General features: G+C 34.6%; 24 protein-coding genes. 8 read left to right on the top strand and 16 right to left on the bottom strand.

Translation table 11 applies throughout. The features are described from left to right. The coding region (locus ACXR6G_RS15765) for a Calx-beta domain-containing protein (protein WP_458362404.1) at window positions 1–870 on the bottom strand (870 nt) is incomplete at its 3' end. Window positions 871–1907: 1037 nt separating this feature from the next. On the opposite strand from ACXR6G_RS15765, the gene ACXR6G_RS15760 reads away from it, so the two are divergent. The 5 genes from ACXR6G_RS15760 to ACXR6G_RS15740 all read left to right on the top strand — a co-directional run bounded on the left by ACXR6G_RS15760 (window position 1908) and on the right by ACXR6G_RS15740 (window position 6208). Further along, a complete protein-coding gene (locus tag ACXR6G_RS15760; protein WP_458362403.1) occupies window positions 1908–3239 on the top strand; it encodes an MATE family efflux transporter in 1332 nt (443 codons plus the stop codon). Window positions 3240–3348: 109 nt separating this feature from the next. Further along, window positions 3349–4227 (top strand): YicC/YloC family endoribonuclease, encoded by an 879-nt coding sequence (locus ACXR6G_RS15755; protein WP_458362402.1) that lies wholly within the window; start codon window positions 3349–3351, stop codon window positions 4225–4227. 76 nt (window positions 4228–4303) lie between these two features. Then, entirely contained in the window at window positions 4304–4867 is a 564-nt protein-coding gene (gmk, locus tag ACXR6G_RS15750) for a guanylate kinase (RefSeq protein WP_458362401.1), read from the top strand. 79 nt (window positions 4868–4946) lie between these two features. Beyond that, a complete protein-coding gene (nadD, locus tag ACXR6G_RS15745; protein ID WP_458362400.1) occupies window positions 4947–5522 on the top strand; it encodes a nicotinate (nicotinamide) nucleotide adenylyltransferase in 576 nt (191 codons plus the stop codon). A 95-nt stretch (window positions 5523–5617) separates the two neighbouring features. After that, the gene (locus tag ACXR6G_RS15740) at window positions 5618–6208 is read left to right on the top strand and encodes a hypothetical protein (protein WP_458362399.1); all 591 of its coding nucleotides are present in this window, start codon (window positions 5618–5620) and stop codon (window positions 6206–6208) included. A gap of 52 nt (window positions 6209–6260) precedes the next feature. Here the strand turns inward: ACXR6G_RS15740 and ACXR6G_RS15735 are convergent, their stop codons facing one another. The 4 genes from ACXR6G_RS15735 to ACXR6G_RS15720 form a co-directional block, all read right to left on the bottom strand. Beyond that, complete coding sequence (locus tag ACXR6G_RS15735) at window positions 6261–6977, bottom strand: hypothetical protein (RefSeq protein ID WP_458362398.1); 717 nt, start codon at window positions 6975–6977, stop codon at window positions 6261–6263. A gap of 150 nt (window positions 6978–7127) precedes the next feature. Further along, window positions 7128–7844 carry a hypothetical protein gene (locus ACXR6G_RS15730; protein ID WP_458362397.1) on the bottom strand — a complete coding sequence of 239 codons (717 nt, stop codon included), beginning with the start codon at window positions 7842–7844 and terminating at the stop codon, window positions 7128–7130. A gap of 291 nt (window positions 7845–8135) precedes the next feature. Then, on the bottom strand, window positions 8136–8333 hold the full coding sequence (locus ACXR6G_RS15725; protein ID WP_458362396.1) for a PspC domain-containing protein: 198 nt from the start codon (window positions 8331–8333) through the stop codon (window positions 8136–8138). Between the two features lie 92 nt (window positions 8334–8425). Beyond that, a complete protein-coding gene (locus ACXR6G_RS15720; protein ID WP_458362395.1) occupies window positions 8426–8680 on the bottom strand; it encodes a hypothetical protein in 255 nt (84 codons plus the stop codon). 256 nt (window positions 8681–8936) lie between these two features. Between ACXR6G_RS15720 and ACXR6G_RS15715 the strand changes: the two genes are divergently transcribed. Further along, on the top strand, window positions 8937–10343 hold the full coding sequence (locus tag ACXR6G_RS15715) for a sensor histidine kinase (RefSeq protein WP_458362394.1): 1407 nt from the start codon (window positions 8937–8939) through the stop codon (window positions 10341–10343). Window positions 10344–10378: 35 nt separating this feature from the next. Here ACXR6G_RS15715 and ACXR6G_RS15710 read toward each other — a convergent pair whose 3' ends face one another. Genes ACXR6G_RS15710 through ACXR6G_RS15700 form a run of 3 tightly spaced genes read right to left on the bottom strand, consistent with a single transcriptional unit; the run spans window position 10379 to window position 12620 of the window. Continuing rightward, window positions 10379–11653: a hypothetical protein gene (locus ACXR6G_RS15710; protein ID WP_458362393.1), complete on the bottom strand. Its 1275-nt coding sequence runs from the start codon at window positions 11651–11653 to the stop codon at window positions 10379–10381. 45 nt (window positions 11654–11698) lie between these two features. Next, a complete protein-coding gene (locus ACXR6G_RS15705) occupies window positions 11699–12148 on the bottom strand; it encodes a zf-HC2 domain-containing protein (protein ID WP_458362392.1) in 450 nt (149 codons plus the stop codon). After that, window positions 12132–12620, bottom strand: coding sequence for an RNA polymerase sigma factor (locus ACXR6G_RS15700; protein WP_458362391.1), 489 nt, complete (start codon window positions 12618–12620; stop codon window positions 12132–12134). Before ACXR6G_RS15700 ends, ACXR6G_RS15705 begins: the two co-directional genes overlap by 17 nt. Before the next feature lie 219 nt (window positions 12621–12839). Between ACXR6G_RS15700 and ACXR6G_RS15695 the strand changes: the two genes are divergently transcribed. After that, window positions 12840–13562: a head GIN domain-containing protein gene (locus ACXR6G_RS15695; RefSeq protein WP_458362390.1), complete on the top strand. Its 723-nt coding sequence runs from the start codon at window positions 12840–12842 to the stop codon at window positions 13560–13562. Between the two features lie 91 nt (window positions 13563–13653). Here the strand turns inward: ACXR6G_RS15695 and ACXR6G_RS15690 are convergent, their stop codons facing one another. The 8 genes from ACXR6G_RS15690 to ACXR6G_RS15655 all read right to left on the bottom strand — a co-directional run bounded on the left by ACXR6G_RS15690 (window position 13654) and on the right by ACXR6G_RS15655 (window position 23559). Continuing rightward, window positions 13654–13887, bottom strand: coding sequence for a hypothetical protein (locus tag ACXR6G_RS15690; protein ID WP_458362389.1), 234 nt, complete (start codon window positions 13885–13887; stop codon window positions 13654–13656). Window positions 13888–13931: 44 nt separating this feature from the next. After that, a complete protein-coding gene (locus ACXR6G_RS15685; RefSeq protein WP_458362388.1) occupies window positions 13932–16058 on the bottom strand; it encodes a Tex family protein in 2127 nt (708 codons plus the stop codon). 74 nt (window positions 16059–16132) lie between these two features. Then, complete coding sequence (locus tag ACXR6G_RS15680; RefSeq protein WP_458362387.1) at window positions 16133–17326, bottom strand: protoporphyrinogen/coproporphyrinogen oxidase; 1194 nt, start codon at window positions 17324–17326, stop codon at window positions 16133–16135. Between the two features lie 222 nt (window positions 17327–17548). Further along, window positions 17549–18826 carry a DEAD/DEAH box helicase gene (locus ACXR6G_RS15675; RefSeq protein WP_458362386.1) on the bottom strand — a complete coding sequence of 426 codons (1278 nt, stop codon included), beginning with the start codon at window positions 18824–18826 and terminating at the stop codon, window positions 17549–17551. Window positions 18827–19030: 204 nt separating this feature from the next. Beyond that, complete coding sequence (locus tag ACXR6G_RS15670) at window positions 19031–20218, bottom strand: class I SAM-dependent rRNA methyltransferase (protein ID WP_458362385.1); 1188 nt, start codon at window positions 20216–20218, stop codon at window positions 19031–19033. An 81-nt stretch (window positions 20219–20299) separates the two neighbouring features. Continuing rightward, window positions 20300–20887: a 3'-5' exonuclease gene (locus ACXR6G_RS15665; protein WP_458362384.1), complete on the bottom strand. Its 588-nt coding sequence runs from the start codon at window positions 20885–20887 to the stop codon at window positions 20300–20302. Window positions 20888–20951: 64 nt separating this feature from the next. After that, complete coding sequence (locus tag ACXR6G_RS15660) at window positions 20952–21581, bottom strand: DUF5063 domain-containing protein (RefSeq protein ID WP_458362383.1); 630 nt, start codon at window positions 21579–21581, stop codon at window positions 20952–20954. A gap of 79 nt (window positions 21582–21660) precedes the next feature. Then, entirely contained in the window at window positions 21661–23559 is a 1899-nt protein-coding gene (locus ACXR6G_RS15655) for a RecQ family ATP-dependent DNA helicase (protein ID WP_458362382.1), read from the bottom strand. A 358-nt stretch (window positions 23560–23917) separates the two neighbouring features. Between ACXR6G_RS15655 and ACXR6G_RS15650 the strand changes: the two genes are divergently transcribed. Continuing rightward, window positions 23918–24760: a hypothetical protein gene (locus ACXR6G_RS15650; protein WP_458362381.1), complete on the top strand. Its 843-nt coding sequence runs from the start codon at window positions 23918–23920 to the stop codon at window positions 24758–24760. The last annotated feature ends 4 nt before the right edge of the window (window positions 24761–24764 follow it).

Below are 24764 nucleotides of genomic sequence, written 5' to 3'. Positions count from 1 at the left end.
AGTAGCACTGGCTGTGTTAATGCTTACAGAACCATTGCTTGGGTTACTGATTGTTGCAATGACGGTTTCGGTAGTTTCCAATAGGCCATCGTCGATTACCAATACTGTGAATGTTCCTGTAGAAGATCCGTCGGCAACAGTTATTGTTGCAGCAGCCGCAATGGCGGTGTAGTCGCTCCCGCTGGTGGCTGTTCCTGAACCTGCATCATCAATATCGAAAGTAATTGGTGATCCTGTATTGTTTGGGCTGCTTAAAGTTACCGTATAAACAATATCCGTTGGGGCATCTTCATTACCTTGAGTGCTCACACTCAAGGCTGCTGATACGCTGTCATCATTGGTAATAGTTAAGTCTGCTGAATCTGTTATATCAACGCTAAGTGCTGTAGGTAACAAATTATCCATACTTATTGAAACGGTCTCATTGGCCTCCAATTTAGTATCTCCTGTTGGCAATAAGGTAAAAGTTTGTGTTTCGCCTGCTGTTCCTACAAAAGTTAAGGTCTGACCTACTATTGCCGTGTAATCACTATCAGCAGTGGTGGCAGTTCCATCTGTAGTATTTACATCGACTGTAAAGCCACCTATTACTTCAAAATCTAGTGTTGCAGTGAAAATAACAGCTCCATCATTTTCATTCCCGGAAACATCATCAATAGTTACGGTAGCAATGGTCTGCTGAGCCGCTGCTGGTAGGTCGCCTGCTTCTCTTGTTGTATTGGCCAAAATCACATCCAGCTCAACATTCCTAAAATTGCATTCGTCGTAATAAAGCGGATCGATTCCTCTATTGATAATCAGTGCATCTTTCGCATAAATTTGATTTACATAGCCTGCAAACAAAAAAAACGTCAACAGTAGAAATGGCATCTTTAGTTGAGATTTTATTAAATCCCTCACATTAAACCTGGAAAATAAAATTGTAGCCATATCTAAATGAATATTAAGATTTCATTTCTACTAAAAAATATAGTATCTCTTAAAAATGAAGTGATACTTTAACTTTGATATCGCTCCTCATCTGACTGAAAAATATAGTGAGAGGTTTGATAACAAGCATTCATTATAAAGCTATAAGCGAACTACTCCTGCCTCTATTTGAGGCACAAAACTAAAAATATTTCACTTCAACTAGAATTGGACATGTCAACAAGCTAATTAACCCAAACATGCAAGTCCAAACACGTTTTATGTCCCCTAAGAACAAAAAGATTATTTCCTGAGAAAGGAATAAGGCATATTTTCGCTTATGTCTCCATTGCGACAAAAGCTGAATGTTTAATGACATGATATAGGCACCGAAAAGAGATGCAAACAAAAAATAATCAAATGTGATATTTTCGACATAAGCTCCTAGGATTCTTTCGTTAGATCTAGCATTAATACAATTCGCAATATTGATGTATATGTTTATTTTGACACAGGCTTTCACAACATCTGAATTAAAACACAGTTCAAGTGGCAAAACCTGTTTTTCTATAACTAGAATATCTGTCACGAGAAAAAATCATTCTCAAAACACTTAACAATTCTTGTTCTTAAAAAAAAAGATAAAAAAAAAACAGCTGATCACCAAATATAAAAAAGGCTCAGCCCTGTTTACAAGTGATTCATTCTGAAATCTTTATTATGAATTGTAATATTCCTTGAATGGCTATCCAGTAAATCACATTAAGCTTTTCACATTTATCTTACTTTCTAAAATCAATATTTTTATCATATTGACAAATTTAAGACAGAAACTCTATCAGATTGAGAACTTATACCTACATCTTAACTGAGCTCTTCAATATAGACTTAGACAATACCCTGGATCAAACCTCTTACTTTAATCAATTCTAAATTTGTCGGATCAAATTTTGGGATTCCGAATTAAATTGGGAGCTTTGTAACCCAATAATTTTCCAATGAAAGACTTCACTACTGGAAACGTAGCTCGCCATATATTTAATTTTACGCTCCCCATGCTTTTGGGCAATGTATTTCAACAACTTTACAATATTGTTGATAGTATTATTGTTGGAAAAGTTCTTGGCAAAGAAGCTTTAGCATCGGTGGGAGCTTCATTTCCAATCATATTTACACTTATTGCATTATTGATAGGTATCGGTTCAGGTTTCACAATCGTCATATCACAATTCTATGGTGCTAAAGATATTGATCGCGTAAAACGATCAATTGATACCATGTACATCTTTTTGTTTGTTGCCGGATTCCTAATATCAATACTTGGCATCATTTTTAGCGAAGGTTTATTCAGATTACTTCAGTTACCTGAGGAACTTATACCCCAAGCGACTACCTACCTGAATATCTACATGGCTGGAATGATTCTCTTCTTTGGATTTAATGGTACCAGTTCTGTACTTCGAGGTCTTGGAGATTCTAAAACACCACTCTATTTTCTAATCTTATCATCCGTTTTAAATATCATATTAGATTTACTATTTGTAATGGTGTTTAAATGGGGAATTGCTGGCGCTGCATGGGCAACAGTAATTGCTCAAGGCGTTGCTTTTATAACGGCGCTTCTGTATCTGAATAGCACACACAAAATCATGAAGTTTTCTTTTGCTAAACTTCGATTTGATAAAGATTTATTTTATAAAAGTTTAAAGATTGGCTTACCTTCTGGTTTGCAGCACACCTTTGTAGCGGTAGGAATGATGGCCTTACTCGGAATCGTGAATACTTTTGGGACTGATGTTATTGCTGCATATACAGCCGCTGGCCGCATAGATTCATTGGCAATGCTGCCTGCGATGAACTTTTCTCAAGCGGTTTCTGCATTTGTCGGACAAAATTTAGGTGCCAATAAAATTGAGAGAGTAAAACAAGGATTCAAGGCTACCTTTATCATGTCAAATATATTTTGCCTAGCTATGACGGCTTTGATCGTTATTTTTGGAGGTGACTTAATGAGAATGTTTACAACAGATGCTCAAGTTATCGAAATTGGTCAAAACTACTTAATCATTGTAAGTTCATTCTATCTTGTTTTCTCATCCATGTTTACTATTCATGGTGTTTTACGAGGTGCTGGAGATACACTTATCCCAATGTTTATTACTTTATTTTCACTTTGGATTATCAGAATTCCTGCTGCTTATTTCTTATCCGGTAAAATTGGATCAGATGGTATTTGGTGGTCAATTCCAATGGGATGGGTTATTGGAATGAGCTTTTCGTACATCTATTACCGAACTGGTAAATGGAAAACGAAAGCAGTTACGAACTAATAAAGTCATTATTTATCACAGATATGGACTAGATACAGTAACTTAGTCTATCGTCAATTTGCAAATGGCACTCAAAGGCTTAACTTTGCAAAAATCAACTTTCGCTACTATGCTAACATCAATGACGGGCTTCGGAAAAGCCACTCTTGAATTGGAAAACAAAAAAGTTTCCATCGAAATAAAATCCCTTAACAGCAAACAGCTAGATATCTTCACACGAATTCCAAACCTGTATAAGGAAAAAGACTTGGTTCTTCGTAATGATATCAAAAAACAGCTAGAGCGTGGTAAGGTTGAACTTTCAATCTTTATTGAAAGTGTTGGTTCTGAAAAAGAGACCAAAATTAACCAACCAATCGTTGAAGCCTACTACCGTCAGCTTCAAGATTTATCGAATAAATTAAACATCTCTATTGATAATGAGCCTTTACTAAATACAATCATCAAACTACCAGACACATTAAAAGTTGAATATCAAGCTTTGGATGAAAACGAATGGGAATTGATACATAAAGGTGCTCAAGAGGCTATTACTGAGCTGAACAAATTTAGAGCTCAGGAAGGATCTGCCCTTGAAGAAGATATTTTCTCTAGAATCTACAATATTGAAAACTTACTTGCACAAGTTCCTCAATTCGAAGAAGACAGAATTAAAACAATCAAAACAAGGATTAACGATAACCTAAACGAATTTGTTGAGAAACAACACATCGATAAGAATCGTTTTGAGCAAGAAATGATTTATTATCTTGAAAAGTTTGATGTTACTGAGGAAAAAGTACGTCTGGCCAATCACTGTAAGTACTTTATTGAAACGGCTCAAACCAAAGAATCAATAGGTAAAAAATTAGGTTTTATTGCACAAGAAATTGGTCGTGAAATCAACACCCTAGGTTCAAAAGCAAATGATACTAATCTTCAGAAAATTGTCATTCAAATGAAAGACGAATTAGAAAAGATTAAAGAACAATTATTGAACGTACTTTAATCAAGATTAGCGTATCCTATTAAGAAATATCAAATATTCATATCCCGATTAAGTTCGGGATTATTATATCATAAAAATGTCTGGCAAACTCCTTATATTTTCTGCTCCTAGTGGAGCTGGAAAAACGACTATCGTTAAGCACCTACTGACAAAAGATTTCAAATTAGAGTTCTCTATTTCGGCAACAAATCGTCCGATGAGACCTAACGAGATTGATGGTAAAGATTACCATTTTTTAAGTAATGAAGATTTCCAAAATAGAATTAGCAAGGATGATTTTTTAGAGTGGGAAGAAGTTTACAAAGGCTGTTTTTACGGCACACTCAAAAGCGAAGTTGATCGTATTACTACAAATGGAAACAATGTCATATTCGATGTTGATGTTGTTGGTGGACTTAATATCAAAAAATATTACGAAGACAAAGCTCTTGCTGTTTTTATTCAACCTCCTTCAGTTGAAGAACTAGAAAATAGATTGAGAGGACGTTCTACCGATAGCGAAGAAGTCATCCGAAACCGAGTTGATAAATTTATTTATGAACTGAGTTATGCCAAACGCTTCGATACGATTATCATCAACGATAAACTTGAAGATGCATTAAACGAAGCTGAAGAAACTTTGACAAAATTTCTAAAATAAATATTGATTTTAAACCGTGATTTATGTCTTATTCATATTTCACGGTTTTTCACAACGAACAACACACATTAGATAGATTATGAAAATTGGACTTTTCTTTGGATCATTTAACCCGATTCATATTGGACATTTGGCTATTGCTAACTTTATGGCTGAATACACCGATTTAGAAGAAATTTGGTTTGTTGTTAGTCCCCATAATCCTCTGAAAAATAAAGCTAGTCTCTTAGCCGATTACCACCGATTAGAGCTAGTAAAGCTATCCATTGAGGCCTATCCTCAATTTAAAGCTTCAAACATTGAGTTCGATTTACCACAACCCTCATTCACGATTGACACACTCAGTTACCTAAGAGAAAAGCATAGCAAACATCAATTCTCTTTAATTGTTGGCTCTGACAACTTGAACAATTTCACCAAGTGGAAAAATCACGAGCTTTTACTAGAGAATCATGAGCTTTATGTCTATCCTCGCCCAGGTTTTAAGGATGAAGATGTCAATTTACAAGGAACGATTCATATTGTTCCAGCTCCACTAATGGAAGTTTCTTCCAGTTTTATTCGTCAGGCAATCAAAGAAAAAAAAGAAATTCCTTTCTTTCTTCCATCTCCAGCGTACCAATATATTAAGGATATGCATTTCTACGAAAAATAATATCATTCTGTTGTAAAAAATATAATTTCATCTTGTGTAAATTGTATTTAATTTATAAATTAGTTAACATTTTATAAATTAAGCACAACAGAGAGATGACTTTAGAAAAGCTTATAGAGAATAGAATAAAGTTGATTGAGCAAGATACCTCCAGTTACTTGATACAAAGTGAGCAACAAAAGCTCGGCATCACATTTATGTATTACATTTCAATCTTCTTTTTGATATTTGGAATTATACTCGCTCTATTAAGCTCTATGCAGATATCTATATTTAGTGAGAAATGGATGAATTCTGGACTATTCTATTTATGTACTCTTATATTTCTATTAAAAATATATGGCTATGGAAAATATATTACGCTAAAAAAACACAAAGTATATCTTAAGCAAGTTTTAAACCAGAAAACAGATTTTCAATCATCCCTTCCTGATTCTGTCAATGCTGAATTCGAAAATGAATTAAAAGCTAAGAATATGACTATGATGAACGTTTTATTGGTTTCACTAAGTATTATAGGAGGTGTTTGCTACTTATGGAAATTTAAAATTTGGATGCATTTCGACTTAGTTATTTTCCTAATATGGAGCATATATGGTTTACTCTGTTACCACAAGATTAAAAGGATGCAGCAAATAACATCTATTTTTAGTAATCGACTTAAACACTCAGCAATAAAGTATTAAAAATAGAAAGCCAATTGAAATGAATCAATAAGCTTTCAAATATTTCATGAACTTATAAAGTAAATGCAAAGTTAAATAATAAGCGTTCTGTAACTGGGTTTAAGCTAAGCCCTGCACTTACAGGTAAAGAATACTGCTCATTTAATTTGATCTCATCAAAAACGCTCATATTCATGTTTACGACATTCATTTTGTCAGCATAAAAACCTTTACGTGGCGTTAAACCTAAAGCCCAGGCTACCTTTTTACCGCCAATAAACTTAGAATACCCCAATTCCATATATGTCGAATAACGCTGATTATTATTGGCATCGCGATCATATTCTCCGTAAAACATCACAGATGTCATTATAGAAATTGGAAATTTCTCACACCCCTTGTATTTTGCAATTGCATCTAAAAAGTGAACACTTTCTTCACTCTCAAAATCAAAAAAATCGGAGTTCTCAAAATCTTGTCTAGGGTTATATAAACTAGTAACACTAAATTGAAACAATGGCGTGTTATATTGCACATAAAAATCAACTTCGCTATATGATGCGTCGAAGGCATAAGCTCCCCAAACTCCAATCGTTATTTTTTCCGTTTGAAAATTTAGACTTGGTTCTATACATGGGGAATTTCCAGTAAAAAAACCTCTCACGACATGTCGGCTTACGACTTTTATGCTTTGTGACACATTCGTTTTCTCTAATTTTTCACCAGCGTTTACATTAAAAACGAGTAAGGTAGCTACCAAAAATAATAGCATGCTTTTAGTTATTCTCATCAATTCTAATATGATTTTTTAAATATTAGGAACATTATAGGTATTAGTCTGAACTATGGCTTTATAAGACTATAACATTCTCCCACAGGCAAAAAAAAACCTACTGAAATAATCCAGTAGGGCTCTCAAATATTTGATATCTTAATTTACTTATAGAGTAAAAGCAAGGCTAAAAAGTAATTTTTCTTGAACAGGATTTAAACTAACACCTGCACGTACAGGCAAAGAATATTGCTCACTAAACTTGATCTGGTCATACACAGTCATACTCATATTCACCACATTCATTTCATCAGCATAGTAACCTTTACTCGGAGTCATTCCCATAGCCCAGGCAACTTTCTTGCCTCCAATAAAATTAGAATACCCCAATTCTACATAGGTTGAATAGCGCTGATTCTTATCGGCATCACGATCGAATTCTCCGTAAAACAAAACAGAAGTCATTATTGAAATAGGAAACTTTTCGCACCCTTTATATTTAGCTACAGCATCAAAAAAGTGAACACTTTTATCACTATCGAAATCAAAGAATTTTGAATCTTCAAAATCTACATTTGGACAATAAAAATCGTAAAGACTGAATTCAAAAAGAGGCGTATTGTAGCTCACATAAAAGTCAACCTCTTGATAAGTTTCGTCAAGAGCATACGATCCCCAAACCCCATAAGAGAATTTACCCGTTTGGAAATTCAATGTTGGTTCAATACAAGGTGCATTTCCAGAGAAACGTGCACGCCATACATGTCGACTTACCACATCAACACTTAGTGATACATCCGTTTTTTTTGACTCGTCATTTGCTTGTGCATTAAAAGTCAATAAGACTGCCATTGATAACAATAGCAAACTTCTAAAAATTCTCATTCGTTCTGGTGTTTGTTGTTTAAAGCTTGTTACGATTTAAGTTAAAAGGAACATGATAAATATCTTCTAAAATACTTGATTGACAAGGCTTAGAAAACATTTCCTTTTCTCAAAATCGATGCAAAAGTATAATAAAAATCCATCCAAAATAGTAGAAGCCTAAAAAAAAAGGTGTTTTTTTTAACGGCAAAATATCCCACCACTTTAACAGGACAACAAAACACTAATAGTAAGGGAAATATGAATACATCAGCAAGAATTCACTAATGTTGTATAGAGTAAAATAACAGTCTACATGACTTCGTAATAATCGGGCATTACGAACATTAATATCACATAAACAATCAGGCCTGGAAAACCTGCACTAAAAATAGAAAGTAAGACATAAGCCACACGAACAACTGTAACATCTAAACCTAGATATTCTGCGATTCCAGCACAAACGCCAGCAACCATTTTATTCGATGATCTTTGTAATTTTTTCTTCATAAGATTAGGAACATTAATTCACCGAAAACCTCACACATTATTACCATTCAAAATGATTTGTGTAAGATTATCGGCGGAAAAAAACGATTGAATTAATCTTCAAACTCTTCGTCGTACAAGTCTTCTTGACTTTCTAACTCATCATTATAGAAAGTTTCAGCCTCATCCATAACATCCTCAATAATGTCCTTGTCTTTTGGTTCATCATCAAGCCAATAAACAGTTTGACTAGAATTAAAATCCTCAACATCACATTCGATGATACAACGAGGTTCCTTTGTATGAATGATAAACAAAGTGTCTGGTAATTCTTGCGAATTATCCGCTAATAAAAATTTAGGTAGCATAATTGTAGTTTTATAAGAGCTTGTACAAAGATAAACATAGAAAACTTCTAAAGACAACAAAGTCAATAGAAAAACAAAAAAATAACATCTTTTAAGCTTGTGATTTTTGCCAATCCAATCTCATTTTTTTTTGGTATTATTTTATATCCCTTAAATTCCCTATCTTTTCAAGAAGATCACCCTATCGATTTTAATTAAGTTGACTAGTTATTTTTGCAGCCAGCTCACATTTTTTATTGTAATTAACCACTTTGCTATGAAGAATCGTTTTCAAGTCATCTTATCACTCAGTGTATTCATTATACTTTTACTTGGTTTTTTTGCCTATTCATTATGGGTTGAACAAATTGTTTTTAACAACCTCAAAAAACAAGCGCTTGACGATAATCTTATTATTGGGGAGTCTGTTATAAATATGCTTAGTAAGGCTAATATTTCACCAGATAATAAAGCTGATTTCATTAAATTAGTGCAAGAAACTTCCGAAGTGCTTAAAATGCCTAATAAAGGTTTTATCTGTATGGCTGATTCTTTAGGGACTCTACTTGCCGCACCAGGGCTAAAGCCGGATAATAATGTTAGTATTAATTCAGCCCAATTCTTAAACGTTGAAAGAGATAAAAGTCAAAAGTATTCTGAGTTTTTCAAATCCAACCCTTTTATGGGTTATTACGAATACCCTGGCAATAAGTATTCTGATATTATTGTTGGAATAAATCATACCTACCATGGCTATAAAATTCTAGTTCATCAGGATGCCAATATGATAAAGAAGCATGCCAAAGCAAAATCACGTCCTCTTTTATGGGCAGGCTTCCTTTTTGCTATAGTTATTTCAGCAATTTCATATTTTATCATTTCAAAACAGATCAGAACTTACCAGAACAAGATTGAAGATCAACAATCAAAACTGGAAGCTAATAACGAAGAAATTACGGTTCAAAATGAAGAATTAGAGAAGCAAAACATCTTATTGAAAGAACTAGCTGATGAAAAGGATATACTACTGAGTATCATGGCTCACGATTTGAGAAACCCCTTGGGAGGAATTGAATCTGTTGTTGATCTAATTGATAAAATTGGTGATTTATCAGAAGAACAGAAAACATATTTCTCACTTTTAAAACCTCAGGTTGATTCAGCTCAACAATTGATTAGTGATGTTTTGGAAATGAATAAGCTAGAATGTGATCGTCAACAAATAGAAACTGAAGATATAGATATTAATGAGTTTATAGCCAATAAAATTAATGAGTTTAGAACAATTGCTGATGAAAAAAACATCACATTAATTACGAATAATAACTTGAAAATATATTGCATTACAAGTTTCAGCGAACTTAATAGAATTACAGATAATTTACTTTCTAATGCTATTAAATACACACCTACCGGGAAAAATGTTTTTATTGAAACTCAGATTTTAAACACTAAATTGAACATCAATTTCATAGATGAAGGGAAGGGAATTCCTAAAGACGAACTTTCATTGTTATTTAAGAAATTTTCAAAATTAAGTACCCGACCAACTAATGAAGAACCATCTACTGGGCTTGGTTTATACATTGTTAAATTGCTTAGCGATAAAATTGGAGCTGAATTATATGTGAAAAGTGAAGTAGGTAAGGGCAGTATTTTCACCCTCACCTTACCCAAAGCATAATTGAAAAAGACCAGCTTCCTGGTCTTTTCTATTATCTAATTAGTCAACTTAAATCGAACTAAACGAAGTGGAACACCTGAAGCTTTCTTCAATGTTTGAAGTGCATAAATGTAACCATCGCGAAACACCATTTTCGAAGGTGTAATTTGCAAGTCATAGTCATCACAAATAAAACTACTCTGATTAACAAACTTACCATCTTCTTTATAAATCCAAACATTAAATTTATTAGCATTCACCTCTTTCGGGAATTCGAAGAACAATAAGTTCCCATCAGAATCCTTTATAATATTAGAAAATACGGGTACTGCTAAAGGCTTAGATATATTCTTAAGATCATCTTCCATTTCTTTTACAACCTTATTAAGAGCTCTCATATTCTCTTCTGGTGACACCCAATTGGCAAACATCGGATTTTTAATACTCTTATATCTATCTATAGCCTTCTGTTGTATCTCTTTTTGCTCTTGTACTGAAACGTAATTACGAGCCCAGTCTATCTTATCTTTAGATTTTAACTTACCATCAAAATCATAAACCATGACTTCACCTGTATCAGGAATAGCAATAATTAATTCCTTGCCAGAAACAGCAATTTTTGGATGAGATGTTAAACCTTTATCATTTGTCAATGGCATTGTATTAATAGAAAACATACCTCTTTCCTTAAAGGTATAACTGTATTGAAACATAGTTGTATGTCCTTTAGCAAAGGATCTATCGGTAAAATGTTCCCAAACTACCTTCTCTTCATTAGTTTCGTAGTCTACTATCGAAACAAAGTCTCTAAAGCTATCTTTCCAAATAACCCAACCTAATACGGCGATTTTTGTGTCACTTATTGGGATCATCTGCCTAGACGAATAATCAAGCTTTAAAGTCTTAATGTAATTTCCCTCAAAATCACAGCATACCATATTTCCCATATTATCCAATTTGGTAAATAGGCTATTATTAATCACACCTTCTATTGGATCAATACGTTTGAATTGTTTACCCTTACTATTTTTTATTCCAAACTCTTTCACAAACTCTCCATTGGCTGAAAATTTGCTGTAATAATTTCGATATTGATGATTCACAATAACAGAACCATCAGGTAATAATTTAAGCGATTTCCTATTGCCCATTGGGGTATTATAGATGGTATCGTAAAAGGTCTCAAAAACCTGATTCCAATTGTTCTTCTGAGCGTATTCCGTATCTGGGATTAATTTAACAGTTCCTTTTTTATAAATATCAATAAGGTTCTGTGCTGACACAGACATTATAATTCCAGAAAGTAGTATTGTAAATACAAATCTTCTCATTTTGTTATTTTTAAATTGAACAAATGCTTAGTTTTCTCTTGAATTTCACTCTACATGAAATTCAGTCACTTTACCCGTAGGGTCAACCACATTGATAATCATCTTTTGTTGGCTAAAAGGTAAATTGGCATCGTAATCCTCATCAGAACTCTGCAACATGCTTATTTCATTTTGTTTCAAATCCCTGTTAATCGGGAAAATCATGACAAAAAATAAAAGAATACAAGCAGCTGACATAGCATAAATCAATCTCCTTTTCAAAACAAGACGTCTCTTGTTTACCTGAAGAGGTAGAATCATTGGAGGAATATTGATGGTATTTTCAGTTAATAAATTCAATGTGCTTTTTATGTCAATGGCCAAATTTTGTTGTGCGATCAGCTTACTTTCGCAAAACTCACAATTAGCCAGATGATGCTTTACAAAAATAGATTCCTCTAGATTTGTTTCATCATCAATATACTTTTGAATTAACTCATTAGTTATACAGCTCATCACATTGACATTTTAATTCGATCTCTATTTTCTTTAATATTCTAGATAGTGTTTTACCAACTGATGAAAATTTCATATCTGTAACTTCAGCCATTTCCTTGTAAGTTAAACCCTCGCTATACAAAACGACTAAGAATCTTTCCTGAGGTTTCAACTTATCCAAAACTTGATTAAGAGCTGCTTTAACATCCAAATTATCATCACTTTCATCTTCTAGATTACAAGCTTCAACCAATTCAATATTTTCAAATCGCTTCTTCTCTCTCCAATAGTCAATACACTTATTGTATGTTGCTCTATAAAGCCAACTTTTGGGGTAGCGCACTTTTTCGCCTCGATTTACCTTATCGAAAAAGTAAATAAATACCTCCTGTACAATATCAGATACAACATCGCCATCGTAAACCATTTTTCGTGCGACACGAAACATAGCCTCATAATTATCCGTATATATTTTCTCGAAGGTCTCCAACAATCTGCTTTTAATACTTAGTCGCAATTAGATATTATTTGTGACAATTTTATTTAACTTTTTTGAATTTTATTTTCAGATTCACATTCCAATAATCTCACTTAAAGTTAACATAGTTTTTAAAATTAAGTTTTAAAAGCAACAAATCTGTAACTTTTTGGACCTACTTAGCGTCATATAGACAGATTAACATTTTCACACTACTAACACTTAAATGAAATGAAACAATTTAATAGAATTAGTTTATTCCTAATGGTACTAGTATTAGGAACAACATCATGTATAAATGCGCAATTCTCAGGCGAAAAAGGTAATGGGAATCTGGTAAAGCAAGATAGAGAGGTTGGCCATTTCACAGCGATTTCAGCTGGTACTGGCCTAAATGTTTTCGTTGTACAAGGTGATAAAGAAGCTATTACAGTTGAAACAGACGAGAACCTTCAAGATAATATTATTACCGAAGTTCGTGGAGGTAAATTGGTCGTAAAAGTTGAAGATCGTATTCGCAGAGCTAAGGCCATGTCGGTATATATCACTCTAGTTGATGTGAATGAGATTCATATCTCAAGTGGTTGCGACTTTGAGACAAAATCAACACTTAAAGTTAAAGAGTTAGACGTTGAAGTTAGTTCGGGTGCTGATGCAAAACTAGACATACATGCTGATAAACTTTCATGTTCTGTAAGTTCTGGTGCTAATGCTGACCTATGGGGGACAGCAAATTACTTTTACGCAAAAGCAAGTAGTGGTAGCGATTTAGATGCCCATGAATTAACTGCTAAAGTTTGTAAAGCAAAAGCATCTAGTGGTGCTGATATAACAGTTAATGCTACTGAAGAAATTGACGCCTCAGCAAGTTCTGGAGGCGATATAAGTTATTATGGCAACCCAGCTAAGGTTGACGTAAATACCTCTAGCGGTGGAGATGTTAATCGACGCTAATTCTCAATCGCTAAAAAGAGCCTGTTCCAGTGGAACAGGCTCTTTGTTTATAGTTCTTATTGATGATCAATAAAACAATGATCATCTCTTATTATTTCTTTCTTTTACTCTCAACTTTTTCAATATAATCACCTAAACCTTCAAAAGGTAAATGGGTTTTAGGAATACCTAACTTTGCTGAAGAATCATTAGCCGACAAATCATTTTTTGCGCCACACTCAGGGCAAGCAACAGTATGATGATTTGTAACTTCTAAAATCTTAACTACAATTTCTCCTTGGCATTTTGGACATTCAATAATAACATCCTGATCGTTAAAATCCATAATAAATGTATTTATAAGTTTACACGTCTTTTTAAATCTAGACTCTACTGCTCAACGTCTTTCATTGATAGTTGAATTCTTTTTCGAGCCACATCAACCTCAGTAATTTTCACATTAACGTGCTGATGCAATTGAACCACATCCGCGGGGTTAGATACAAAGCGATTGGCCAATTGGGAAATATGAACCAAACCATCTTGCTTGACTCCCACATCTACGAATGCTCCAAAGTTAGTGATATTGGTCACAATACCTGGCAACTCCATACCCAATTCCAATTGTTCAATTTTATATATTCCATCTTTAAATTGAAAAACTTTAATCACCTGACGTGGATCACGACCGGGTTTTTCAAGCTCCTCCATAATATCCTTCAAAGTAGGTAAGCCAACTTCTGAAGTCGCATAATCATTCAAGTTTATCTTAGAACGAATTTCTTTATCATTAATCAAATCCTCTACAGAGCATTTGTGATCTTTCGCCATGCTTTTAACTATGCCATAAGCTTCGGGATGTACTGCGGAGTTATCTAATGGATTTTTAGCATTCTGAATACGAAGGAAACCAGCACACTGCTCAAAGGCCTTAGCTCCCATTCTTTTAACCTTCATCAACTCTTTACGAGAAGTAAAAGCACCTAAGTCAGAACGATAATCTACAATATTTTGAGCCAACTGAGGTCCTAAGCCTGACACATAAGTCAGTAAATGCTTACTTGCTGTATTCAGATTAACACCAACCTTATTGACACAAGACTCCACAACCTGATCGAGACTTTGTTGCAATAAATTCTGATCTACATCGTGTTGATATTGCCCTACGCCTATCGATTTCGGTTCAATTTTCACCAATTCTGCTAAAGGATCCATCAATCTACGACCAATGGAAACCGCACCACGAACCGTTACATCGTATTCTGGAAATTCTTCTCGTGCAACCTTTGAGGCTGAGTAAATTGAAGCTCCAGCTTCGCTCACCACAAAAACCTGGACTTTTCTATCGTAATGTAAATTGGTTACAAATCGCTCAGTTTCACGACCGGCTGTTCCGTTCCCTACTGCAATGGCTTGAATATTATAAGTTTCAACCATATTGATCAACTTCCTAGCAGCCATTTTGTCTTGGTTTTGTGGCGCATGTGGGTAAATAGTCTCGTTATGCAACAGATTACCTTGAGCATCTAAACAAACAACCTTACACCCCGATCTAAAGCCAGGATCAATAGCCAAAACACGCTTCTGACCTAAAGGAGAGGATAACAACAATTGTCGCAAATTTTCTGCAAATACGCGAATCGCTTCTATATCGGCAGCTTCTTTTGAACTCTTGGCAAACTCTGTTTCAATTGATGGGTTAAGCAGACGTTTGTAAGCATCTTTTCCTGCTAACTCAACTTGCTTTGAAGATGAAGTCTGACCTTTCACAAAAATTCGTGACAGTCTATCCAAAACTTCCTCTTCTTCGGGTGCAATGGCAACTCGAAGAATACCTTCTGCCTCACCACGACGCATAGCTAACAATCGGTGGGATGCTGATTTTTTAAGAGGCTCTTCAGAATCAAAGTAATCTTTAAACTTGACGCCTTCCTCTTCTTTACCTTTTATCAGCTTACAACGAATAGTTGCTTGTCGCTGAAAAATATTTCGAACTGAGCTTCGAGCTGTTTCATTCTCATTAATCCATTCTGCAATAATATCTCTAGCTCCTTGCAAAGCTTCATCCTCATCAGCAACTTCATCGTTTAAAAACTGAGAAGCTCTAGATTCAGGATCATTTTCGTTCTGAGACATTAAAATCTTTGCCAAAGGCTCTAAACCTTTATCTCTAGCTTTTACAGCTCTAGTTTTACGCTTTAGCTTATATGGCAGGTATATATCTTCTAACTGATTAAGTTGCATGCAAGCATTTATCTTAGCTCGTAATTCATCGGTAAGCTTATCTTGTTTTTCAATCGCTTCGATAATGCTTCCTCGGCGCTTATCTAACTCTTTTAATCGAGCAAGTTCATCTTTTATATCCCCAATTTGCACCTCATCTAAACTACCGGTTCGTTCCTTTCTATAACGAGCGATAAAGGGCATGGTTGCTCCTTCATCAAGTAATTCTACGGTGTTTTGAACTTGAGAGGCCTGGATCCCCAGGCTCTTTGCTATACTATTGATATAATTCATTTTGTGACTTAATTTAGTAGGACCATACTGCAACTAAAAAGAATCTAGACGATATTCTTAATAGGCAGATTCAATTATTGATTCCCTAGATATCTTTCAGCCTCTTCATTAGAACGCTCAACACAATCTTCCAATGAGAGTCCATTAAAGAAGTTTCCAGTGATATAAATACCTGTTTTTTGTGCTTGAGAAATTATGGCAGCCATACGTTCCTTATGTCCCACTTTTATCAGCGGCAAAGTGTGATTGGCTTTATGGGGTTGTGGTATTTCATCTACCGACAATAGCTTAGCCATTGTTTCTTTCTGCTCCCCATTGGAGGCATCATCCTGTTGGAAATGACAAGCGAATCCTCTGTATTTCTCATCAGCCAACACATCACGAGTAACCATTGAATAGCAGGCTCCTTGTAGAGGAATTACAAAAGTTACAGGCTCGATACCTGGCTTATCTTTTTCTAATATTAAGGCAGTAGATTCTAGATTCTGAATAGGGAATTCACTCAATAAACCAGCTAATTCAGGATTCAAACCCTTTAGTAGATTTGAAACCTGTTTAGGCGAAGATGCAAATGCAAGATCTTTAGCTTGATATGAATTCCCATCGTCAGTTTTGATTGAGAATCCCTCTGTCTTTTCAAGTGAACTTACTCTTTTATTGTATGCAATATCAATATTATCATGTGCTAAAACAGCTTCAGCTATAGACGACATTCCTTTTTTAAGGATAAAGCTTTTAGGGTGATTTTTACTCTTTGTTTTTCTACGTTTCAAGAAATATTCAGCTGAAAAATCATCTGCGTTCTGAACGATGACTGCTGAAAACATACGAGTAAAAACTTTAGCGTAATTTTTCTTACCAAGTACATTTGAAAAATACTCCTTTACCGTTTTCCCATCACGTTTTGATACAAATAACTTGGGTATATTTCCTAATAACTCAAGTTTTGATAGAGGAGCAAATATTTTCTCATGCTTATCGGTAAAGAGCTTCATGCTTAGTTTCTCACGAGCTACAATATCAGCCTCTAAGCCAACGCTTTTAATTAAACCAATCACATTGGTGTAACTCGAATAAAATGTATGAGCCCCCATCTCTACCCAAAAATCATCATGACCATAGAGAGTATTTAAACACCCTCCAGCCTTCTCTTTAGCTTCTAGCAACAGGACTTTCTTACCCATTTGAGCAATTCGAAATGCCATTGTAAGTCCACTTATACCGGCACCAACAATAGCAATGTCGTAGTTTTCAGAGAGAATCTTCATATGATTAGATTTTGAATTTGGGTTTAAGATTTGAGTCCATCACACACTATTACTCATTTTAACTATTGTCCACAAATTTCTCAAATTAACACAAATTATTTTAGTCTATTTATCTCTTAAAGTAGACTCTTATTTGGTCTCTTTAATTCGAGAAATTCAGTGAAATTTGTGGCATTCATTTTTTGTATCAGTAATACGACATATATAATAACGCACAATTACTTATTTTTTCTTAAACGGACGTTTTTTAAAGATTTTCTTAGGTCCTTTTCGTCTCGATTTCGGGTTATAAACAGGAGCTTCACCCAATTCTGCCGGTACCGGAATTTTATAGACTTCCTTCTCAATCAAATCTTCAATACTCTTAAAGTCCATCTGATCTTTTTCGGTAATAAAGGTCAAAGCAACCCCTTCAGAAGCAGCACGAGCAGTACGTCCAACTCTATGCACGTAATCTTCAGCATCTCTAGGTACATCGAAATTAATTACCAAATCGATTGAATCAATATCAATACCACGTGCAATAATATCAGTAGCTACTAGAATTTGATATTTTTTGTTTCTGAAGCCTCTTAGAACTTCTTCACGTTCGTTTTGTTCTAAATCAGAATGAATACCTTCAACTGCAAATTTCTGACGTTTTAACTCCTTAGTCATCGCCTTAACATTCAACTTAGTTGAAGAAAAGATAATAACAGATTTGACGTCTTTATCTTTAAGTAAGGTTCCAATCAAAGGAATCTTTTGAGTATCGTAAACCATATAAGCCGCCTGCAAAACACCTTCAGCTGGTTTCGATATGGCGATATTAATACTCTCAGGGTTCACCATGATGCTGCTTGCCATTTTTCGCATTTGATCTGGCATGGTAGCTGAGAACATCAAATTTTGGCGCTCCTTTGGTAGGTGATTTACAATTTGCATCAAATCTTCGTAGAATCCCATATCCAACATTCTATCTGCCTCATCAAGAATCAAGTGCTTTACTTGTTTGGTATTCACATAACCCAAATTCAAGTGAGAGATCAAACGACCTGGAGTTGCGATAATCACATCTGCACCAGTCATCAATCCCGTTTTCTGCTGATCCCAAACCGATGAATCGCCACCTCCATAAACTGAAAGTGATGAAATTGAAAGGAAATAAGCGAAACCTTGCATTTGTTGGTCAATTTGCAAAGCTAATTCACGAGTAGGAACCAATATCAAGGTACTGAATCCGTCAATTTTATGTCTTTGGATTTTATCCATGATTGGCAACAAATAGGCCGCAGTTTTACCCGTACCCGTTTGTGCACAAACGATTAAATCCTTATTATCGATAATTTGTGGTATAGCCAACTCCTGAACAGGAGAAGGTGTTTCGAAGCCCATAGCATCAAGGCCATCCATGATGTCGGGACAAAAGTCAAATTCTGAAAATTTCAAGCTTTCTGAAAAATTATAATATGAATACTCTGAAATATGAGACTGAGTTTTCTTCAATTTTCTAGCTTCCATGACTTACAGAACCCATCTCACAATATAAAACCTAATCGATGTCTTAATAGTCGTCTGTCAATTTGCTTTGACCACTTTTTAAGATCTATCCGAAGATACAAAAAAGAATTGAAACGCATCATAAGACAGCTTCATCCAACTCTTCTCCTCATTCTTTGATTGAAGTTTGGCTTAATAAAAAAGCCAAACTCAAATCCCTATTTCTTACTCCACGTACAATACTAATCCTTTCAGGTAATCTCCTTCAGGATGGAAAATATTTACGGGATGATCGGCTGGCTGATTCAATTGATGAAGGATTCGAACACGACGTCCAGCATTAGCTGCTGCAACAAAAACAGCTTTTTTGAATTCTTCTTTACTCACTGCTTGCGAACAAGAAAAAGTAAACATGATTCCCCCTTTTTTAATGGCTTGGAAACCTTTCAAGTTTAATCGCTTGTAACCTTTAAGCGCATTTGACAAAACTTTCTTATGCTTTGCAAATGCAGGAGGATCTAAAACGATTAAGTCATATTTCTGATCAGAATCATCCAAATATTTAAAAGCATCAGTAGCAAATGCCTCATGTCTCTTATCATCTGGAAAATTCAATTCAACATTTTCATTGGTTATCTCAATAGCTCTTGCTGAGCTATCAACCGAGTGAACCAAATTAGCTCCACCTCGCATGGCATAAAATGAGAAACCGCCTGTGTAACAGAACATATTCAATACAGAACGCCCTTTTGAATAACGCTCCAATAAAGATCTGTTTTCACGTTGATCGATAAAGAAACCTGTCTTCTGTCCTTCTAACCAATCAACTTTAAATTTCAAGCCATTTTCCAGAGCTGTAAAATCCTTAGTTTCTCCCAATAAGTATTCATTAGTTGGTTCTATTCCTGATTTGAAAGGAATAGTACCTTCTGATTTATCGTAAACGGCAATCAACTCATCTCCTAAAACTTCTTTTAAGGCTTCAGCTATTTCAGCACGATGCAAATACATACCCACCGAGTGAGCTTGAATGACAGCAGTACCTGCATAAAAGTCAACAATTAAACCTGGTAAATTGTCACCTTCACCATGTACCAAACGACACACATTATTATTCTCAATACCTAACAAACCAATTTCACGACGAACACGACAAGCAGAAGCTAATCTTTCAACCCAAAAGTCTTTATTTATCTCAACAGGCTCGAAACTTAAAATACGAACAACAATAGAACCAATAGCAATATGTCCTAGTGCTAAAAATTCATCATCATCACTGTAAACCGATACCAAATCCCCTTCTTCTAAACCTTCGTCAACACGAGCAACAGCCCCTGAAAAAATCCACGGATGAAAACGTTTAATCGCGTTTTCTTTATCTTTCTTTAATACAACTTTGGGATAACTAATCATGAAAATTCTTATTTGTAATTGACTGAAGCAAAAGCTTAAGTCCGTTTTATTTTAATTCTTAATGTGGAAAGCCAAATTAAATTATCTAGCAATACTCTCTTTTAGAGCATTGTAGATCTCTAATGAAACCCATGCGTCGGTTGCAGCATATCGCAATTGTCCTACGCTCAATTCGACAGCTTCCCAATTTGAAACCTGCTGCCGTTTCGAAATTCTAATTTTTAAAACGATAGCAGCTAGCTTTTTAAGCGAAAAATTCTCTATTCCAAAACTAGATACGTATTGCTGAAGTTCTAAAAATGAGTTGCCATCAAAATCGTTAATATCTTGTAAACCTCTGATATCATCCTTAATGGCTGCACCTACTTTTATAATTTCAGGATCGCTTAACAAATCGATGATCGGAAAAGGCAGACCAATTCGGTTCAATCGAAATAAGAAACTCTTTTCAAAACTTGATAGTTGTAATAGAGCTACAGGATTTACATTCCCTTTCGTAAAAGAGGGTTTAGTCTCTGTATCGAATCCCAGAACAGGAAATTGCTTTAAATAGTCAACTGCTTCTTCCAAGCCTTCATTACTATCTATTATTACAATTTCACCTTCGAAAGCTTCTAAAGGGAGTTCATTAATTTCTTCTTTTGTTATACTCTTCTGAAAACTGATCATTCTATATATTTTTCATCGTCCGCTGATCATCTGCAGGCTGGTCATGTTATATGCTAACTGATAGCTAATCTTCTTGTTCTCCCCACTGCTGTTGGCGCTGTGAGAAAATTGACTGACTCATATCCAATCTATCACTCGATGATGATCCTTGATCATTCAAATCATCTTCCATTTTTTCTGGATGAGCTATTAGATAATGTATTGCTCTCAATGAGTTGACAATTGCTTGTCCCCAATGTTGGTAGAAATTATTATTCAAATCCCAAAGTGCATCATTCATTATCTCAACACTTGCAATACGATATGAGGTTAAAAAATCCTTAAGATCTTGATAGATATCAGCAAAGTTCTCGGAAATAGAGGCAACAATTGGCTCATCGCTATCACGCATACCGTCATCAAAGACTTCAAGGTATTCGTCATTTGCGCCCATCTTTTCAATCACTGCAGTTCTAATATATTCCCAATCACCTTCGCCTATAAACTTCTCTATCTCTCCTTCAAACTCATTCTCAACTTTTGGTAATAAACTTGCCTTTAAATATAGCAAAGGCAATAGTTTTTGCGAACGATCAATAAAATCCATTTTTGAAATTTTACCACTAGATTCCAAGAGTATACAAAACTCGTTGGCAACTGTCACAAATTCTATGGTATTCTTATCGTAAACCTGATGTTCAAAATTATCTTCCATCTCTCAAATTATAGTGTAATCATGCAAAATTAATAAGATTTTGACAATAATGATTGATCTGGATACAATTCTCACAGATTCAAGCCAATCGAATCTTATCATCTTGGGAAGTTTTAAGCTCATCATTGTCCATCATGATGCGAATAACTTCCAAAAGTTTCTTTTCAGGATATTGGCTAGCCTCTACTAATTCATAGACTGAACTTTCTTCTTTAGCCAAAACATTCTTCACCTCTGACTGAATTAGCTGATACATTTTGTTTTCAATCTCGTCATCCTTTTCCTTACAGACGTCGCATTCTCCGCAGACTGGAGCATTCAATTGTCCAAAATATTCCAACAATATTTTAGATCGACAAGTCTCTGTTGATTCTGCGTAAGATATCACAGAATTAATCTTCTCTTCAAACTTTTCTTTTCTATTCTGATACACCTCCTTAGTAAATTTCAAATACTGCTGGGGTAATCGCTCTTGGGTATATATAATGAATGGCGTTTTTTTCCTTGGAATATATTTTATAATACCATGCTGAGACAAATCTTTCAAATTGTCAATCAAAATCTTCACATTAATTTTCTTTCTGTAAGCCAGAGAATCTAAATTCACAGGCACAAAATCGGTAAACAAGCCTGTATAAGTTCTAAGAAGCAGTTTTATAAATTCATCTTGTTGCTTATTTTCCAATTGATATCGATATAAATCGTCTCGATTAATCGCAAAATATAATTTTGTTGAATGCTCTAAATCATCCGTGATTTCCAGATAGCCGGCTCGCTGCAATATTTTAAGACTATTAAAGGCATGCAGAACATTAAATTTAAATTTCTGACAGAAAAGTGCCAAGTTAAAATCAAAGACGGCATCTTTACCTGCACCTTCGGCAATTTGCAAGAAATTACCAACTGCCTGATAAACTCTCTTTACAGTATCAATCTCTGGATACGATGTTTTTATTCTTTTAAGCAGTTGAACTTTATCGGGATTCGAATAAAGCATGACCGCGTAGGCTCTTTTCCCATCACGACCTGCACGCCCAGCTTCCTGAAAGTAAGCTTCCAATGTATCGGGTAAGTCGAGATGAACAACTGTTCGAACATCAGATTTATCGATCCCCATTCCAAAAGCATTAGTTGCAACCATGACTTGAACTTTCCCTTCTCTCCATCTCTCCTGTCTCATATCCTTAACGGCATTATCGAGACCCGCATGATAAAACTCAGCCTTAACCTGGTTTTGTTTCAAGAATTCAGCAATATCCTTACATTTCTTCCTACTCCTTGCATAAACAACAGAACTTCCTGTCAGTTTTCTAAGGATTTTTAACAGATAACGATTTTTATCTTCGACATGCCTTACTAAATAGGATAAATTAGAACGCTCGAAACTTTTTCTGAAAACATTTTTCTTGGCAAATCCTAATCGATCCTGAATATCGTCTACAACCTCTGGTGTTGCCGTAGCAGTAAGTGCCAAAACAGGCACATCTGGCAATAATTCTCGTAATTGAATGATTTTAAGATATGATGGGCGAAAATCATAGCCCCATTGAGAAATACAATGTGATTCATCTATAGCGATCAAACACACTTTCATGCTCAAAAGCTTTTCTTGAAAAACTGCAGTCCTAATTCTCTCAGGCGATATATATAGAAACTTATTATTACCATAAAGGCACTTGTTCAAAATCACTTCAATCTCGTCTCGAGTTAGCCCAGAATAAATCAATTCAGCCTTAATCCCTTTTTCTTTAAGGTTAAAAACCTGATCCTTCATTAAAGCAACCAAAGGAGATACCACAAGACAAAGTCCATCCATAGTAAGAGTGGGAACCTGAAAAGTCAAAGACTTCCCTCCCCCTGTTGGCATTAAGCCCAAAGTATCACGACCTTCAGCTACAGATTGAATGATATCCTCTTGTAAAGGACGAAATTCATCGTAACCCCAATATTTTTTTAATACTTTGTGGTATACACTCATTTAACTCGGAATTTCAATACATTGCTTTTCTGTAAAGCAAATCACCCCTAATAACAAAGGGGTTTAGAATTATTTTAAAGATTTAATATACAGATAAAACATCAATACAAATACCCTAAACAGACAATATATTCGTACAAATCTAAACATCTAGAATCAATTAACACTTTTTTAGATTATTGAACAAGACTTATCACACTATTTTTTCGTATTTTCGCATGCAATTTAAATCTAAAATTATTGCATAATGTCATTCGTATCTGATAAGATTGTTTCCGATGTATAAACATTAAAATTGGCAATTAATCTTAAGACTGATTGCGATAATATTTGAGCCAAAACATATTAAAGCCTAACTATGACAAGAAATATCATCTTACTTATTATTCTTCTAGGATTTATATCATGTAACTCAAAAAACACCCTCGATAATCCTACTGTAGCAAAAGTTGATGATTCTTACTTGTATCTAAATAAAATAAGAGAGCTTATCCCTAATAATAGCTCAAAAGAGGATAGCATTAGAATCTCTCAGAATTATATCCATCAATGGATAAAAAAACAGCTTCTTGTGTCAAGAGCTGAACTCAACCTTACAAACGAAGATCAAGATGTAGAAGAAATGGTCGAAGATTTCCGCTCATCACTCATCATACATAAGTACCAACAGCATTTAATCGAGCAAAAACTAGATACGATCGTTTCACACGCCGAAATTGATAAATATTACCGTGATTATCCTGGCAATTTTCTATTAAACCGTAATATTGTCAAGGCGGTTTATATTAAGATTCCTAAACCTCTTCCTCAAGCTAAAAAGATCAAACAGATCTATAAATTAAAGAAAGATACAGATTGGGATAAATTAGAGGACTACTGCTTTCAAAATGCCACAAAATTTGATAATTTTAGCGAGCAATGGATTTATTCTCAAAACTTACTTAGTCAGACACCCATTAAGGTTGGAAACGAAGAACGTTTTCTAAGAAGAAATAAATACTTCGAAGCTGAGGATAGTACATTTCATTATTTAATAAATATTCAAGATTATAAACTAAAAAAGGAGATCGCTCCTCTTTCATTTGTAAACAAGGATATAAGAAAAATCATTATCAACAAGAGAAAAATACAGTTTATTAAAAACATGGAGGAAAGTATCTTTAGGGATGCCGAATCGAAAAACAAATTCAAAATTTACTAAACTA

The organism is Ancylomarina sp. YFZ004 (genome assembly GCF_054254355.1).
Note: the sequence above shows the minus strand (reverse complement) of the source record. Positions and strands in the feature narration are given on the sequence as shown.